The 16129-nt window shown below is 43.0% G+C and carries 14 protein-coding genes; all 14 read right to left on the reverse strand.

Annotated elements, in window-relative coordinates:
• Positions 1–50 precede the first annotated feature (50 nt).
• Positions 51–1271 carry a WcaI family glycosyltransferase gene (locus QEP08_RS18680; RefSeq protein WP_285060175.1) on the reverse strand — a complete coding sequence of 407 codons (1221 nt, stop codon included), beginning with the start codon at positions 1269–1271 and terminating at the stop codon, positions 51–53.
• On the reverse strand, positions 1268–1837 hold the full coding sequence (locus QEP08_RS18685) for a WcaF family extracellular polysaccharide biosynthesis acetyltransferase (protein ID WP_285060176.1): 570 nt from the start codon (positions 1835–1837) through the stop codon (positions 1268–1270). Before QEP08_RS18685 ends, QEP08_RS18680 begins: the two co-directional genes overlap by 4 nt.
• Positions 1838–2062: 225 nt before the next feature.
• Complete coding sequence (locus tag QEP08_RS18690) at positions 2063–3223, reverse strand: glycosyltransferase (RefSeq protein WP_285060177.1); 1161 nt, start codon at positions 3221–3223, stop codon at positions 2063–2065.
• Entirely contained in the window at positions 3220–4233 is a 1014-nt protein-coding gene (locus tag QEP08_RS18695; protein WP_285060178.1) for a glycosyltransferase, read from the reverse strand. The genes QEP08_RS18690 and QEP08_RS18695 overlap by 4 nt, the downstream gene beginning before the upstream one ends.
• A gap of 3 nt (positions 4234–4236) precedes the next feature.
• Positions 4237–5538, reverse strand: a complete 1302-nt coding sequence (locus QEP08_RS18700) for a hypothetical protein (protein ID WP_285060179.1) — start codon at positions 5536–5538, stop codon at positions 4237–4239.
• On the reverse strand, positions 5531–6766 hold the full coding sequence (locus tag QEP08_RS18705; protein ID WP_285060180.1) for a glycosyltransferase family 4 protein: 1236 nt from the start codon (positions 6764–6766) through the stop codon (positions 5531–5533). The genes QEP08_RS18700 and QEP08_RS18705 overlap by 8 nt, the downstream gene beginning before the upstream one ends.
• On the reverse strand, positions 6763–7779 hold the full coding sequence (locus tag QEP08_RS18710; protein ID WP_285060181.1) for a glycosyltransferase family 4 protein: 1017 nt from the start codon (positions 7777–7779) through the stop codon (positions 6763–6765). The genes QEP08_RS18705 and QEP08_RS18710 overlap by 4 nt, the downstream gene beginning before the upstream one ends.
• Positions 7776–8891: a glycosyltransferase gene (locus tag QEP08_RS18715; protein ID WP_285060182.1), complete on the reverse strand. Its 1116-nt coding sequence runs from the start codon at positions 8889–8891 to the stop codon at positions 7776–7778. Before QEP08_RS18715 ends, QEP08_RS18710 begins: the two co-directional genes overlap by 4 nt.
• Positions 8888–9367 carry an acyltransferase gene (locus QEP08_RS18720; protein ID WP_285060183.1) on the reverse strand — a complete coding sequence of 160 codons (480 nt, stop codon included), beginning with the start codon at positions 9365–9367 and terminating at the stop codon, positions 8888–8890. The genes QEP08_RS18715 and QEP08_RS18720 overlap by 4 nt, the downstream gene beginning before the upstream one ends.
• A 106-nt stretch (positions 9368–9473) precedes the next feature.
• On the reverse strand, positions 9474–10034 hold the full coding sequence (locus QEP08_RS18725; RefSeq protein WP_285060185.1) for an acyltransferase: 561 nt from the start codon (positions 10032–10034) through the stop codon (positions 9474–9476).
• The gene (locus QEP08_RS18730; RefSeq protein ID WP_285060186.1) at positions 10027–11292 is read right to left on the reverse strand and encodes an MATE family efflux transporter; all 1266 of its coding nucleotides are present in this window, start codon (positions 11290–11292) and stop codon (positions 10027–10029) included. Before QEP08_RS18730 ends, QEP08_RS18725 begins: the two co-directional genes overlap by 8 nt.
• Positions 11293–11294: 2 nt before the next feature.
• Positions 11295–13664, reverse strand: coding sequence for a GumC family protein (locus QEP08_RS18735; RefSeq protein ID WP_285060187.1), 2370 nt, complete (start codon positions 13662–13664; stop codon positions 11295–11297).
• An 18-nt stretch (positions 13665–13682) separates the two neighbouring features.
• Positions 13683–14471: a polysaccharide biosynthesis/export family protein gene (locus QEP08_RS18740; protein ID WP_285060189.1), complete on the reverse strand. Its 789-nt coding sequence runs from the start codon at positions 14469–14471 to the stop codon at positions 13683–13685.
• 5 nt (positions 14472–14476) lie between these two features.
• Positions 14477–16003 (reverse strand): capsule assembly Wzi family protein, encoded by a 1527-nt coding sequence (locus QEP08_RS18745; RefSeq protein ID WP_285060191.1) that lies wholly within the window; start codon positions 16001–16003, stop codon positions 14477–14479.
• Between the last annotated feature and the right edge of the window lie 126 nt (positions 16004–16129).

The following is a 16129-nucleotide window of genomic DNA, read 5'->3' on the forward strand; positions in this document are numbered from 1 at the left end:
TCTGCACAACAATGAATAAAATGAACAGCTAAGGGTCCTTTAACGGAAAATCACAAATAAGTGCTCAGCTTATTCAGAATCACATCTTTATTAAGATTGTGCTCAGCAAAATTCCTGGCATTTATCCTCTTCTGTGAATGGTCATATTCAAAACAGTCAACAATTGCATTTGACAATTCAAGCTCATTGTCCGGCGACACAATGATGCCCATTTGATTAGCCGTGATCACCTCATAAAGTGTAGTCCCGGGATTTGCGGTGGCAATTGCCAGACCACCGATCGACAGTATAGTTGTCAGCTTGGAGGGCATAACCAGATCGCCTGCGTCTCCTTTTTGAAGCACCAGGTGCACATCTGCTATATTTAGAAAATCATTAAAAACATCATCTCCCTGCAATGGAAAAAAGAAAACATTATTGAGTCCAAGCTCAATGGCCAGCGCTGCCAGCTTCTCTTTAAAGGGCCCTGTTCCGCAAATAATGAATTTAATCTGCTTATGAGTCCCGAGTGTCGCAGCAATGTGCAGCAACATATCCAGGCCTTGCTTTTCCCCAATACTCCCGGCATAAACAACAAGTTTGTCTTCAGGTAAAAAACCCCATCTCCGTTTTAGGTTGTCGCGCTCCCTGACTGGATGATAAAGATTTGTATCGACCCAATTTGGGAAAAGCACAACCGGCCTTCTTATCTTATTCAAAATCCGTTCATGCATTCCAATAGAAATGGTAGTTACTATATCAGCCTTTTTCAGTATAAATTTCTCCAGGTTAAAAAGAACAGAAAACAGTGGCCCTGATTTCAATATCCCCAGTTCTTTGGCCGCATCAATTTGGAGATCCTGCAAGTGATAGACTATTGGACTACCTTTAAAAAATCTATAAAAAAGTGCCAGGAAGCCCAAATGAAATGGCGGGGCAATGGTGAAAACCGTATCGTAGCGTCTTTTGAACAGTAGCTTAACTACGACCAGAAAGGCAGACATAAAAAAAGTACCCTCGTGGATCATCCGCTTTAACCCTGTAGGCACCGACGGAACATATAGCGGGCACCTGTATAAAGTCAATCCGGGCATTGGTGTTTCTTTTTTATACAACCAGCCCGAATAAGGTTTTTGTATTTTCCAATAAGGATAATAAGGATAAGCGGTAACCATCGTCACTTCGTGGCCCTGTCCTGCCAGCCAGGTCAGCATTTCACCAGTATACCGGCCAATTCCTGTAAACTCGGGACGACTGTTGATGCCGATAATCAATATTCTCTTTTTACTCATTCCCACCTCATTTTAATAAAACCCGCAGGGTTTCCTCTAAATACGCCATTATCGTTTAAGCTTCTGGTGACAACCGAGGCGGCGCAAACTACGGTGTCAACTCCGACAGATACATCCGGGCAGACAAAAGTGCTCGCACCAATCCAGCAGCCATCATTCAATGTGATGGGACCATTTCTATAGGCCATCGCCGGATCTTTAAAATTATGGTTACCGCCACAAAGGAAGACACGCTGTGATATACAGACATTATTCCCAATGTGAACCGGCTCAAAATTTAAGATAAACACCTCTTCTCCAATCCAAACATTATTTCCAATAACCAGTTTCCAGGGCATATGAATGTTGACTCTTGGTTTGATGAGTACATTTTTGCCGACACGAGCTCCAAACGCCTTAAGAAGAATCGTTTTAAAACAGCTTGGGTAAGGAATTGCCGTAAGGAAGAAAAGCCATTTAACAATGTACCACAACACCTCTTTTAGTATGGAAGCGTCCCTGTTTAGTCCATGTGATGAATCGAATAACTGCAAATTTACTTTAGACTGGAAGGGAGCGTTTATCATATTTGCTTCTGGAACAAAAAACCTCAAAGCTCATAAAGAGGCATGGATTTCTATTAACTATTTCACGAAAATAAATGAACCGCAGCCGTTATACTTTATTCATTCTGTTCACTTTCGGAAGAGGCATGTTCGCAATTTTCTGTGTATCCGGTCAGATTTTGGTATCTATCTGGAGCACTGTGCGATTTTGCACAAAAATGAACAAAGCAGCCGCTTGATTACCAGCTATTTGATTATACCTATAATGATCTTACGTGTGATGCTTTCGCTATATCGGCTCTCATAACATAGCTTTGCATTTAATGCGTATTCTTGTTTCTCCGGAACATTCAAGTGCTCCCATTTCCTTAGTAAATCGTAGGTACCTGCCAATGTATTTGAAGCAACTATTCCAGCCCCATCCCTTTCAATTTCTTTGCAAATATTAATCTGGTCAGAAATTAAAACCGGCTTACTGCATGCTAAAGCCTCAGCGACCGCAATACCAAAATTTTCCTGGTGGCTTGGCAGTATAAATGCCTCGCAGCCGTAAAATGCACCCCATTTAGATTGCCCATCAAGCATTCCAGGAAATAGGATGTCTTTAGTTTCGCTGGCAAGTTGCTTCATTTTGCGCCCATACTGAGATTCCAGCCCCGGCCCCGCAATGATCAGCAGAGGTAAGTCTTGTTCAGAAGATCTTAGTTTGATATATGATCTTATCAATAAATCAACCCCCTTTTTCGGATGTATTCTACCCAAAAACAAAAAATAACGTTGATTTTCTACCTCAGGGCATCTGCTGTGAAAAGCTGTTGTCATCGATTTTTCGAACAAGGGCGGTCTTTCAACTCCAAGTCCACTCACAATTTCTTCTTTTGGGTTATACCGGATGAAAGACTCATGAGCCCGTTCCTTTTCAACATCACAAGTAAATAGCAGGGCATCTGCATTGTTAACCAGCTTACGCTCTATCAGATTCCAAAAAACAATATTCCGGATCGCCTTTATCTTTCGGTCTTTTGCCCGTTGAAAATAAGGATCAAGCATGCCATGGGGCATTATATACAATTTGGCTATTCCGTTTGCCACGGCCCGGTACGCTTGATAAACAGCCAGAGTCTGGTACTGCCATAAACCATGAACGATGATCCTGTTATAATTGGCTAAATGGCTCAATAGCCATGGCAGCAATCTCGGATTGTAGTTCCAGGCGGTTTTCCCCCGGCCCATTGCGTACACTACAAAATCGCAATCTTTCAAATATTCTTCTTTTGTATCATCCAGGCACAAAACCTCATGACTTAGTGCAGTGTCAGCCGAATACCTGATCACACTCCGGACGGCCTGACTTACGCCACCGGCTTTTGGATCCAGACTCGGCAAAATATGGAGTACCTTAATCATCTGTTTATCGATGCTTTACAGTAAAGTTCATGATACATCGCCGCCACGGCATCAGCATCAAACCGGAGCCTGTTAAGTTTACCATTACTGATCAATTTTTCCCGGTACACATCATCATCTATTAGTTTCAAAATACCGGCCTTTATGGAGTCTACATCATATGGATCTACCAGGCAAGCGGCGTCAGCAGCGACCTCAGGCATTGAAGAAACGTTGCTTGTCACCACTGCTCTTTCTACGGCATTGCCTTCAACAATGGGCATCCCAAACCCTTCAAATGTGGACACAAAAGCTACAATGTCACATTCTTTATATTTTTCAAACAATCTTTCGTTGCTTATATTATACTCATTTTCGTAGTCTATATTATTCTCTTCCAATGCCTGAAGATGTTCATTTGACAGCTTCCCAATGATAGACAGCCTGCAATTTATTCCTTCAATTGCCTCAATGAGCCTTAACAGATTTTTGTTAAAGCCTGTTCCAATATGTAAAATACAGGGCTTGTCCTTGTTAAATGCTTTCGGAAACGGAATATATAACGGATCAATTGCCACAGGTATTACATAAATTTTATCGGGATTACAATTGGTATACCCAATGATTTCCTGTTTGGTTATCTCTGATATAGCTGTAACATATTTTGAGCGGTTTACGGGTGCTGTAAGATAAAGCCACTTCACAATCTTTCTGGCCAGGCCTTTCTTTCTTGGCATCACCCCGCAATCAAGGACAGTCAAAATCACGTTTTCCTTTTTCATCAGCAGGTTAAGGAAATGAACCTCTCCTGTGATGTGATTTACGTCAGCCTTCTTTCTAAAAGCAGCCTCAATAATATTTACGATCTTTGTATAATATCCATCGTTATAACATTTTGAGATATATACTGTTGGAACGATTTTATCAGCAAGCCTCCTTCTGATATCCTCAAAAATATATTCAACACTGAAGCTGAAGCCTTTACGCGGCCTTCTCTGAAAGAAATTTACATGAATTTTAGGGTCTTCCATTTGTCAGTCTTCTTGTGGTTTCTTCATTCCTGCTATCAAAAGCCCCGCTACCATAACGCTAAACCCCAGCGAAGTAGGCTGCGCCCATTGTCCCCGAGGCAAGCTTGTAAGCACATAGCCAAGCAGCATCCAGGGGAGCATATTTCCTATTCGCAATTCATAATAAGAAAAAATGGTCATTTTAATACTCAATGCCAATCTTATGAAAATGACCGACAGGCCCAAAAAAGGTCCAAGCTCTCCAATGAGCCGGGCCCATTCTTCCTCTGCAATTAAAAACTTGCGTGAGCCGGTAAGCAGCGCACTTCCAACGTTTGTTCCCATACCCATGCCATATCCAAAAAAAGGCTGGTCCAGTGCCGTTTCTAATGCACTTATCATCTTGCCAAAATAACGGTCGACAATTGTCCCACCCAATCCGCCCTCTATATTACTGGCGGTAGTAAACCTTACAACAAAAGCGTCAATGGAGTTTTGAAGAAAATCAAGGTTCAGTAAAATGACAACAATGATCGAAACAATAATGCCGACCATAAGCACCCTGAACAGGTTTTCAGGTCTTCTTACTACAGCAAAAAGAGCGAATATGAGACTTACTGCGACCTGAAATGCCAGACTCCGGCTAATGGAAAACGGAATAGCGACCAATACAGCTATAGTTGACGCATACAATATAAATCGGCTGATCTGGCCAGGAGTAAACCAGAAATAAAATAAATAGCTGGCCACGAGGCCAAAAAACAAATGCGTGCCATTTGTAAAAGAGAATGTCCCCGAAGGTCTAAAATAACCTAATGCGCCGCTAAATCCTGATCCTTCGATGCCACCAACCCCCCGGTTTACGAATGCCGACTGAGCGCTGTAAAACTGTAAAATGATCAATGCCGTCATAGGAATTGCGATCCAGGCAAGTAGACGTCCCACTGCAATGACATCTTCTTTATCAAATACCCGTGCAATGACAAAGATCATCGGGAACTGAATCAAAAAAATCCTGGCGCCAAAACCGGCAACAAAAAGATTTCCATGCCCAAACACAATGGCGGTTACAATGCCGATTGACGCAAGCACCACCATTCCGTTCAACAATGTCGATGAGGGCAGGAGCCCTCTGCTCCAGACTTTATAGATCAGCCAAATGGCTATGGGATCGCGAATGATCAGCAGCGGGCTTGACAAAAAAGGCAGGAACCATTTCCTGAGTGCTCCTTCAAAAATCAGGAGCAATAAGTATAGCCAGATAATTTTTTTTAGTAGCTGGCGGTCTTCATCTTCGTCTTTTATAATTGTGTAGGTATTATACATGTATACTTGTTAATTCTTTAACGATTAGATCTCCATAACCCTTCCAGGTATATTTTGCCGCATGTGCTGTCGCGCGCTGTCCCATTATAAATGCGGCCTCCCGGTTTTCAATAAACCAGTTTAGTTTTTCAGCAATTTTTTCAGGCGAGCGGACAGGCACCATAAATCCCGTCTCCCCTTCAATGACCAGATCATCGCCACCCGTATTTGGCGTGATCACCAAAGGAAGCCCCTGACTCATCGCCTCCTGCATAACCAATGCTCTTCCCTCCACAATTGATGGCAGGCAAAAAACGTCACAGCTGCGCATCAGTTCCAAAACCTGATCATGTGGCCGGCCTTTTTCATAGATAAAATCAGCAAATTCACGTTTATAAAATTCAAGTGGAGCAAGTAAGCCCCCCATTATTATCAATTCTATTCTTTTAGGGTCCAGGAATTTCATCGCTGCAAACAAATCGCCCAGCCCCTTGCGTTGTCCCAATGAGCCGGCAAACAAAACGCGCAGGGGCTCACTGGCATTTTTCCGAACAGGTTTAGAAGATTCAGGTGAACCAAAAGGAGCAAGAATGATCTTTTTGCCCCGGGCCCAGACAGGAAGAGAGTCCTTTACAAATTTGCCCGGGACCACCACAACATCAGCAAGCTCCAGTTCCTTTATCTTCCTTTTAAGTTTGTGTTCGGAGTCGGCAACACCACCGCCAAGTGTTACAGACCAGGGTGGCAAACGCAGCGCCTCTTCCTGCATCAATTTGCGCCCCGTCTCCCAATAAGCTATAGGCAGATCATAAATGCAGGTCAGTCCCAGTTTTTTAGCCTGGATAAAAGTTTCCAGTGCCCCGTCTTCATACGCATATACTGCATCAATGTCCAGTCGTTTGGAGATTTTCTTCAAACTCCCGGCAATGGCCTTATCAAGGTCCCAATATACGCGGTCTAAACTGGCAAAACCGGCTTCATGTCTTACCGCCGCATGAAAACCAATCTTCGGCAGCAGGTTTCTTGCAATTTCAAGCAGGGGACGCCTCATCATCTGGTCAGCAGGCAAGGAAAATGTTCTCCGTCGCAGTTCCTCTCTTAACTTTGCCGGCAGCATTTTAGGCCAATATGCATTTTCAGTGACGGCAACTGTAGTAACAAATCTAGCCAGCATACCTGCATCCTGAAAAGACGTGATTAATGCCCTTACAAATTGATTGCCTGTAGGATGTGACAGCAGGATTCTCATCTCATATCTTGTTTAAATGCCTTTTCAATTACTTCCAGATATCTTTCTGAGACAAATTCGGGATGGTGATTTTTCAAGTGTAGGGCTGAATTGTTACGCAATTCATTTTCCCTTACCGGATCGTTTAACAGCTCTGAAATTGTATCAATCAGCGCATCCAGATTCCCCCTTTCAAAAACAATTCCCGCATTTCCTACGGCATCCGGAAGTCCGCCGCCGTCTGAAACTATTGGTAAACAGCCACATGCCAAACCCTCAAGTGCAACATTTCCAAAAGGTTCTATCAATTTAGATGGTACGAGCATATATTTATGATCGTTAAGCGCTCTTACCAATTCCTCCCCGGTTAAAAGGCCTGTAAAATTCACAGTTGATCCCAGGGCCAAATCAAGTGCCATTCGCTTAAGGTTTTCCAATTCCGGCCCCTCACCAATTATCGTCAGTGTCGCCGGCCTCTCCAAACCAGCTACCGCTTTTATTGCCATATCCGCTCCTTTATCACCAACCAAACGCCCTAAAAAGACAAAATCTTTTGAGTAGATCTGAGCCGGCGGCCGGCGGAACAGTTCATTTCTATAGGGGTTACCGATTATGGTGGCTGATGGCCAGCACGCATCCCGAATAACTTTACTTACGGCTATGACACCTTTAGCCCTGCCCAGCCATTTCATCTTTAATTTATCCTGCCAGCCGATTCGTCCATCATCTCTTCTGACCCAGGATCTCAAAGCCACGACAGACTTCTTCCTCAAAAAAAATGCAGGCCACGACAACCTTAAACAGGGGTTATTCTCAAAAACAACATCCGCCCACACATGTTCCCTGATCAGTTTCCAAACATCAGGTTTTCGGAATACCGGATAAGGGAAAGCTTTATTACCAGGATCTTCCGCCCAAGTCACCAAATGGACTTCATAACCATTTTTACAAAAGCCATTGGCCAGTATCTCAGAGTTAACTTCAATCCCTCCGACTTTAGGATAAAACAAATGTGTTATAAACAATATTTTCATGAGCGCTGTAAGGTTTTTGTAAACTGTTCCACTACCTCACCGATTAAAGGTTGATAGTCTAATTTTTCCGAACAGATCGCATGATCCAGCTCAGGAAAAATCAATTGCTTTCTGAAATCACCGGACAACTGTTCTTTGCCATCCCACCTGGGCATCCATATGGGCAAACCATGCTCAAGCATGGCTATGGCCGCCCCGCTTTTGCCAAGCAGATGAGGCTTGGATTTTGAAATACCCGCCTGGCATTGTGACATCAATGCGCTTAACTCCCCGGCGGGCAAAAAACCGCAATCAACAATTTCACAATTATACCCTTTAAGAATCTTACGCAGAGAACTGCAAAATTCATCCTTTGCGTTAGATTTGCCACAGGCCAGAATTAATCTTATCCCCTGATCATATGTCTTTAAGAACTCTATTAGTTTGCGAAAAAAAATAGCTCTGAACAACCCGCGTGGCGGTACGCCAAAATAAAGAACAGATGAACCCATACCAGCAATCTGCCTAACCGGTACTCCGTCTTTTAAATTTAATTTATCGCCCGGATAGATATTCCCAAAAAGATTTAATACTTCTGAATTAATGTTAACCTGCTCAAGCTTCATTTTTTCAAATGGCACTGAAACATGTATAGATTCAGGTTTCAAGATTGCCACAAGTCTGCAAATCAACAGTCGTTGGGCTGCCGCAGTAATTTTCTGCCTTAAGCCGACGGGCGAATCCAACCAGATCTCATGAAACAAAATATGAACCCCACGGTTATTAATTATCTTTTGCAGGTTTTTACCGAGCAAAAGAGGAATCCCCTTTTTATGAAACGAATAAGGAACAAACTGAAGGCTTATCTTGTCAGGATCTTCCTCTTCGATGTAAGCCGAGGCTACGGAATTTCTATCTGCCGAACGCATGCGCGACGGCAGCCTCAACACTGCAAGAACAGTTCCCTCAGCATCGTGGTTTTCATATGAAGTTTCAGATATATACTGGTCATTTAAAGCAATTGCATTTACAGTATGGCCGGCTTTCAATAGGGCAGCACTAAGCCGGCGCACATAGTCGCCCACTCCATCACACCCAGGTTCAAGTGTCCCGCATATAAGCATCAATTTCATTCCTTTTTCCTTTCTCCGATTTTTCGTGCCGGAATGCCAGCCCATATTTCCATTGAAGGAACGGATTTCGTGACCACAGAACCCGCCGCAATAACAGCACCGTCACCGATCATTACCGCTTTTAACACAATAGTATCACTCCCGATCCATACATCATCTCCCACCACGATTGGGCTGCCCGGACATTCTTGCTTTCGCATCAGTTCACCGATACCGGTGCCGTGATCATGATCAATCAGCCTGCACCCCGCAGCAATCAGGCAATCATTGCCAATAGAAAGACTTTCAGTAATGTTGATCTCGCAGTCTTTAGCTACAAGAGTATTATTACCAATACCAATCATTGGTCCCGGCCTCCAGACACCTGGAAACTTAATGGTCACTCCGCGCTCAAGCACACAATTATCACCTACGACAACCTGATGAGGCCAGTTGACTACTATATTTTCTACTTTTGTTCCTTTTCCAATCTTCATTCCCATCCACCTATACCACATTTTTCGCAGAGACGAGGTTATTCTCGCTGGGTATCTAAACCTCAATACGAAAAACCCCTGTTGTACAATTCTCTTCATCTGCATACTAATGAAACAATCTATGATAACCGGTTTTGTAATTTAAGTCTTCGCTCCGCATTCTAATGACCCTGGCCGGCACACCGCCAACAATTGCATAAGGCATTACATCTTTGGTTACCACCGCACCTGCCGCCACCAAAGCTCCCTTACCGATAGATACACCCGGCAATATGACCACCCTTGTTCCGATCCAAACATAGTCTCCAATAGTCACAGGTTTACTTCTGCCTTCAAATTCCGCTGAATCGACGTTATGATCTGCTGTGAGGATGATCACCTGCTCAGAGATGGAAACATTTTCTCCTATACTTATTCCTCCCCGGTTATCCAGTCTGCAGCGTTGGTTGATTACTGAATTTTCACCTATATTAAAGTTAGTAGTACAATCAAATTTACAGTGCATTAATATGGAACAATTAGGCCCAATATTAAACTTCATGATGTTGCGGTAATAAAAATTCCTGAAAGTATGGCTTGGAAACCCTGCGACCCACTCATTGCACAGGTACAGCCTGAACTCGGAGAGGACCTTTTTCCATCGCCAATTGCCTGCCGGTTTATTCATAAGAAAGCCCCATTGATGTAAAACCCCTGTAAAAAAAATAACCACAGTAGAGCAGCAATGCTATGCACCCATTGATCACAGAAAGGATCAGCACATTATAGAGTAAACTCAGATCCATATACCAGATCAGCGCCACCTGAACAACAACACTTACAGATATGTGCAACACAGGAGCTATCGCCCACCCTCTGGCCACAGAAAGATAGTTGGCAACTCCCGCCATCAGTTTAAGACAAGCCGCTATTGTTACGAGTATCAGCGCAGCATTCAAGTTGCTGTATTTTGGCCCGAGAATAAACAGCACCTGATCAGAAAACACATAAAACACTGCACATATTGCACAGCTTATGAGGAATAAGGCGCACAATATCTGTAGAAATCTTAATATCAGTAATTTAGAAATCTGGGGAAGGCGTGCGAACCGTGGAATGATCAATGTCGAAAACATCACGCTAATAAGGCCTAACATACCTGCAATTCTTTCCAGTGCACCAAGCTGTGCAATATTAGTGGTATCGCCAAAAATGGAAATCAGCCAAATGGTGATTTGGCTCGAAGCACAATAATAGATTGTACTTGGCATGGTACGTTTTAGCATTTGCACAATGTCACTTTTCACTTCCCGATCAGCAGACTGCTCCATATCGGCATACTTCAGTGCTCTTTTTCGCAGCTTTACATTTGCCCAAAACCTCGTCACACCGGTACAGGCCATTGCAATGACCGTTAATGGCAAAAAATAAAGCGCAGAAATCAACAATATAAAACGACTGACATTAGCCTGCAACTGATTCTTTTGCAATGCCGCGATATCCTGGTTGAGTTTCATAGGGATTTCGTATAACGTATCGGATAAAGCCGTGTAAAATGCCGGGATCAATGACAAAGTAATTAGTAAAGCCATAGACCAACTGGCGTCGTGACGGATAAGCAGGTACAAAAGCAGCGGTAATGCTATAATGAGTGTAAGCAGTGCAAATTTTCGCCGGAGGTCAATTCCTGTAACTATTACTTTCCCAAGGTTTTCCCTGCTGTTCCATACCTTACCTCCATTTGACAAGATGCCGGCACCTATACCACTATCGGCCATAACGGTTGTAGTGGCCAGCATAGAATTGGCCAGCGTATAAAGCGCAAATTCACTGGTAGACAAAAGTCGTATAATCAAGATCCCACTGATCAGGCCTAATGCCTGCACGAGGATTTGAACCGATCCTGTGATGGAAATTAAGCGCCCCCACTCCATCCAGCCTTTCATGTCTATTTCTTTTTCAGTTTTCCAAAAAGACCTTTCTTCTCTTCTTTCGCACCATATGCATAACCATAGCCAAATCCATAACCATAGCCATAGCTGGCACTGCTCTTTACATCATTGACCAGTAACGCAATATTGCTCATTTTTTTATTTGCATAAATATCCTGAGGAATAACGAGCTGATCCTTATGTGTGTAGCGTTGCCTAACTACATACAATGTCAGATCTGCGAATTTACTCAACAGCTGTGCATCAGTTACCATTCCAACTGGCGGCGCATCAATAATGACATGATCAAAGTTTTCAGCAAGGTACTTGATCAGCAGATCCGTACGCTCATTCATAATGATTTCAGCCGGATTTGGGGGAAGATTTCCGGAGCTGATCACAAAAAGATTTTCATTAGTTCCTGATGGTTTGATGATCATTTCCGGAGACACATCCTTGTTAACGATATAATTGGTAAAACCAAAATCATTCTTAATATTCAGTTTGTTAGACAGATTCGGTCTGCGCAGGTCCATCTCCATCATGACTACCCTTTTGCCTGAAATTGCAAGAACAGTTGCTAGATTTAAGGAGATGAATGATTTACCTTCACCAGACATACTCGAAGTCATCAGAATGGTTTTTTCCTTTCCTTTTAAAAAGAAAGACAAGTTTGTCCTCAATGATCTGAACTGCTCCGAAATTGGTGTTCTGGAATCCTGCGCAACAACGATGGTCTGTCTGTGCTCAGTACTGTGCCCGATTTCCCCAATAATAGGAACACGGGTATAATTTCTTATCTGAGTCCTGGAAATGATCCGGGTATTCAATTTATCCTTCATCAAAATCACGCCTATCGGAATCAGCAGACCAAGGATGCATCCGTAACCATACAAGTTAACTTTTTTTGGACTGATCGGTCCCTTGGACACCGGTGGCTCAATCACCCTGCAGTTAGAGATATTAGACGTTTTTGAAATCGCTGTCTCCTCCCTTTTTTGAAGTAAAAATACATAAAGCTCCTGTTTAATCTGCTGCTGCCTGGATAAGTCAAGGTAGGTTCTTTCGACAGCAGGCACCTTTCTTACCTGACCGGCAATCCTGTTGGATTGCGACAAGACCCTTCTTTTTGTAATTTCCAAAGATCTTTTTAGCCCCCTCAGACTGGAGAGCATATCTGCCCTGGCGCTTGCAATTTGCGTGTTCAGGTTTTGAACATAAGGATTTGCCTCGGTCTGGCTTAAACTGCTCCTCTCCTTTTCAAGTACAATGGTATTGTACCTTTCAATCAGCGCTGCAAAACCCGGATCCTCAAGTAGTGCTCCACTTGGGACTATCCGTTCAGTGGCGTTTGCATTACTCAGATATTGTTCCAGTGAATTTAAGACACTCAGCTGTGTTTCAGTTTTCCCAAGATCATCTACAGATTCCTTAGTAGAGGTGATCAGCTGAGTAGCCTGTGCGGAAAGGTCTGTGATCTGATTGCGCTGCTTAAAGCTCTGAACATTTCCTTCAATGCTTCCTAGCTCCTGACCAACATAGATCAATCTGTTTTCTATAAAGGCAATGGTGCTATCTGCTATTCTGTTCTTATCCGTAAGCGCACTTTCTATATAGGCTGCGGTAAGCCGGTTTAAAACATCTTCTGATTTTCTCGGCACTTCACCTGTAAAATCCAGAGATACGATCTTAACCATAAGTATCGGTATCTGAACCTCCAGACGCTCCATAAAATCGTCAACAGTCTCTCTTACCGTTCCAATTTTAACTGTATAGGACTGGTCTGGATCAGATCTTCCGACACCTCGTTCGATCAATACTTTACCCAATCCGGGAACAGTAAACTGCTGATAAAGATTTACATCCCTCGTATACTCTTCACCGGTCACTTCTACCTCTCCGCTTACACTTACCTTATTCCCGTTTATTCTTACCTCCATGGTTTGTTCCAGGATGCTGTCGGGTGAAGAAAGTACGGTGAGTTTGAACGGTGCAGTATGGTACAATTCTACAAGTCTTACATTACCGTTGTGAAAATAGCTGATGTAGGCTTTAAGTTCTCTGACAACCTTTTCCATAAGTACCCGGGTCCTCAAAACTTCAGCCTCGGCCTCGGCATTGTTACCCATTCCAAATCTACCGCCAAATGCCTTTGACATGGCATCGTCTCCCGGATTTGGAGCTTTATCTTCAGTGATCAGAATTTTCGATCCCGTTGCATATACAGGAGAGGTGTACCTCAGGTAGAGGAAGGAAATCAACAGACAGATGGCAAGGGAAATGATTAACCAGTACCAATTATTGACAAATTTTGCGTTCAGCTGTTTAAAGTTAAACTGATTTTTTTCTCCGAAGAAATCATCCTGAAGCTGTTTGGTATTGCTCATGGTGTGGTGTAAAATAACTTAAAATCTTGCTATTGCGGTTATGATCAGCGTGGCAGCAGCAATCGCTATTGTGATGATCTGAAATTTAGGTGCATTGTTGGTTGAAATCTTCGCCTTATTGGGTTCGATGTACAGCACGTCATTCTGTTTTAGGTAAAAATAGGGTGACGCCATCAATTCTGAAGAATTGAGGTTCAACCTGGCAATTTCCTTATACGCTCCATTGTTGCGGATCAACATCACATCCTCCCGCTTTCCAAAGATTGTAAGATCTCCGGCCAGCGAAATTGCGTCTAAGACGGAGATTTTTTCATTGGGGATGGTATAGGAAGCCGGCCTAGCTACCTCTCCCAATACAGTGATCTTGAAGTTTGCAAAGCGCACTTGTATAGTGGGGTTCTTATAATAAGTTGAAGCCTTTTTCCTGATCACCTCTTTAGCTTCCGAAGTACTCATTTCCGCTACTTTGATCATACCTAGCATAGGCATCTCTATGAATCCTTCCTTATCCACCAAAAAACCATTCGGTGCAGCATCATTCGGACCCATTGTGTTGTTCCCTGATGTGCCGCCGCCCTGGTTTACAGCTGTGGTAGCACGCGGATCAATAGTTTGAATATTGACTGTCAGAATATCATCAGTTTGTATCAGCGGTTCGAAATATTCTGCTGAAGCCTTATGACTTACACTCTCACTTCCTATATCGGAAAAATAAACACTTTTCTTTCCTGTACCACACGAAGAAACGATAAGAATTAATAAAACGCCTGTAAATAAGGCAGAAAAGCTGCGTAATTGTTTTAACATATTTTTTATTTAAAATCGTATAACATCCCAAATTGCAATTGAAGGTTATTTGCTCCGGGATCAGCATATTGATAGTTAACAGACCTGACATAAGCCACCTGAGAACTCAGCAAAAAATCCTTCCAGTTCCAGTCAAATTTGCCTGCAAAAGACAAGTCCCACCATTTTTTATCGAAACTGGAGAGCGACGCATTATTCGTCAAATTTTCAAACCTCAGCCCTATTCTTTTTAATCCGTTGATCCAGCTCACCTCGAAAGACTGCAGATTGGCGTCAGGGCCAATGCCGGCACCCAACACCTGGCCCTTGTTGGTATAACCTGCAGGTACAAGCCTGTGTTTATACCATACAGGCTGTGCTCTTATTTTTCCCGTATTTGATCCCTCCATCTGGGTCAATTCTACTCCAAATTGTATATACGTGTCTTTAGGGATTAATGAGACTAACTTCTTGAAACCCACAATGTATGCCCGAGAATGTTCTGGTTCGGACAATGCATCTCTTATATCCCAGGGAAAATCATTTCTGCCAAATTGCCCATAAATCTCGGCTTTACTTTCAGGCAATACCCATCTGGCGAATGCCGAAAAATACTGATCTCTTTTCCTTTGATCTTCGGTGTGTTCACCGTTCGGACCAGCAGCATCCAGATTTTTCTTTGTTCCTGATGAAAATATTGGCAGATAATCACTAAATCCATTGCCCATATCTTTATTATAAACCACAAAAGACCGGTCAAAGCCTATAAATAATCCAGGCACCCACTTAGGCTGATAGGTAAAAATCATTGCATTGATATACCTCCAGTCATCAGGTTTCTCTGTATAAAGTTCCCCTTCCAGCTTAGCCACCCCCGAATTTTCCAGCCGCCCGGCTATAATCTGCGCCTCAAAAGAACCGATCGCAGTCTTAACTGGCTTGGAAGTGTTCAAAGTAAGGTGCTTAAATCCCGCGGCATTATTGCTCATCACTAAAGAACTCCTCGATCCCGGACCCCACCAAAGGTTTTCATTCGATAAGCCAACTGAAACCGGATCAAATGTTACACGGATATTGCTTTGTCCCCAGTCAAACTTTGAATATGGTCCGTCCCCCACACGGGAAGGCAGGTCAATTGAATTGGAAAAATCTGCGTAAGCAAGTGTAAACCTATCGCCATGTATTCTTTCCTGTATTTCTGTATAGTCATTGTTTTCCGCGTAGACCACCTCCGGACGGAATTGAATGCTCACAGGGCCGGCTTTAGCAAAAAAACCACCCGACAGTTGGGTCTGATAACCTTTAGACGCGATCATAGATCCGTCATTCATTCCATACGGATGATGTGCATTGATCTGGTTCTTCCAAACTAAAGGCAAAGGATAAATAATCATTTTCCCTTCTTTTTTTGGAGCGACATTTATCGGTCTGACCATATAAGAAACTCCAGTAGTATCTTTCACGAGCAGTTGTTGTCTTCTGAAGGCCTCTTCAGTACTCTCAAACAGACCAACTGGCAAGGTTTGCGCATCAACCGCGATCGAACACAACAAACAGAACAAGAAAACCGGAAAAAAGAAGCGTAAATTCATATAGTCAAAACATCTACAGAAACAAATATATATAGATCATCATCTTGCGAGCCATAAATCCATTCATCCAAACCATAATGAACAAAA

Source organism: Pedobacter ginsengisoli (genome assembly GCF_030244015.1).
GTDB classification, from domain to species: Bacteria; Bacteroidota; Bacteroidia; order Sphingobacteriales; family Sphingobacteriaceae; genus Pedobacter; species Pedobacter ginsengisoli.

What these genes read in the sequence shown, in the direction of transcription:
- QEP08_RS18680 (WP_285060175.1), bottom strand. Translation starts at nt 1,271, where the DNA reads ATGAGTAAAAAGAGAATATTGATTATCGGCATCAACAGTCGTCCCGAG.
- QEP08_RS18685 (WP_285060176.1), bottom strand. Translation starts at nt 1,837, where the DNA reads ATGATAAACGCTCCCTTCCAGTCTAAAGTAAATTTGCAGTTATTCGAT.
- QEP08_RS18690 (WP_285060177.1), bottom strand. Translation starts at nt 3,223, where the DNA reads ATGATTAAGGTACTCCATATTTTGCCGAGTCTGGATCCAAAAGCCGGT.
- QEP08_RS18695 (WP_285060178.1), bottom strand. Translation starts at nt 4,233, where the DNA reads ATGGAAGACCCTAAAATTCATGTAAATTTCTTTCAGAGAAGGCCGCGT.
- QEP08_RS18700 (WP_285060179.1), bottom strand. Translation starts at nt 5,538, where the DNA reads ATGTATAATACCTACACAATTATAAAAGACGAAGATGAAGACCGCCAG.
- QEP08_RS18705 (WP_285060180.1), bottom strand. Translation starts at nt 6,766, where the DNA reads ATGAGAATCCTGCTGTCACATCCTACAGGCAATCAATTTGTAAGGGCA.
- QEP08_RS18710 (WP_285060181.1), bottom strand. Translation starts at nt 7,779, where the DNA reads ATGAAAATATTGTTTATAACACATTTGTTTTATCCTAAAGTCGGAGGG.
- QEP08_RS18715 (WP_285060182.1), bottom strand. Translation starts at nt 8,891, where the DNA reads ATGAAATTGATGCTTATATGCGGGACACTTGAACCTGGGTGTGATGGA.
- QEP08_RS18720 (WP_285060183.1), bottom strand. Translation starts at nt 9,367, where the DNA reads ATGAAGATTGGAAAAGGAACAAAAGTAGAAAATATAGTAGTCAACTGG.
- QEP08_RS18725 (WP_285060185.1), bottom strand. Translation starts at nt 10,034, where the DNA reads ATGAATAAACCGGCAGGCAATTGGCGATGGAAAAAGGTCCTCTCCGAG.
- QEP08_RS18730 (WP_285060186.1), bottom strand. Translation starts at nt 11,292, where the DNA reads ATGAAAGGCTGGATGGAGTGGGGGCGCTTAATTTCCATCACAGGATCG.
- QEP08_RS18735 (WP_285060187.1), bottom strand. Translation starts at nt 13,664, where the DNA reads ATGAGCAATACCAAACAGCTTCAGGATGATTTCTTCGGAGAAAAAAAT.
- QEP08_RS18740 (WP_285060189.1), bottom strand. Translation starts at nt 14,471, where the DNA reads ATGTTAAAACAATTACGCAGCTTTTCTGCCTTATTTACAGGCGTTTTA.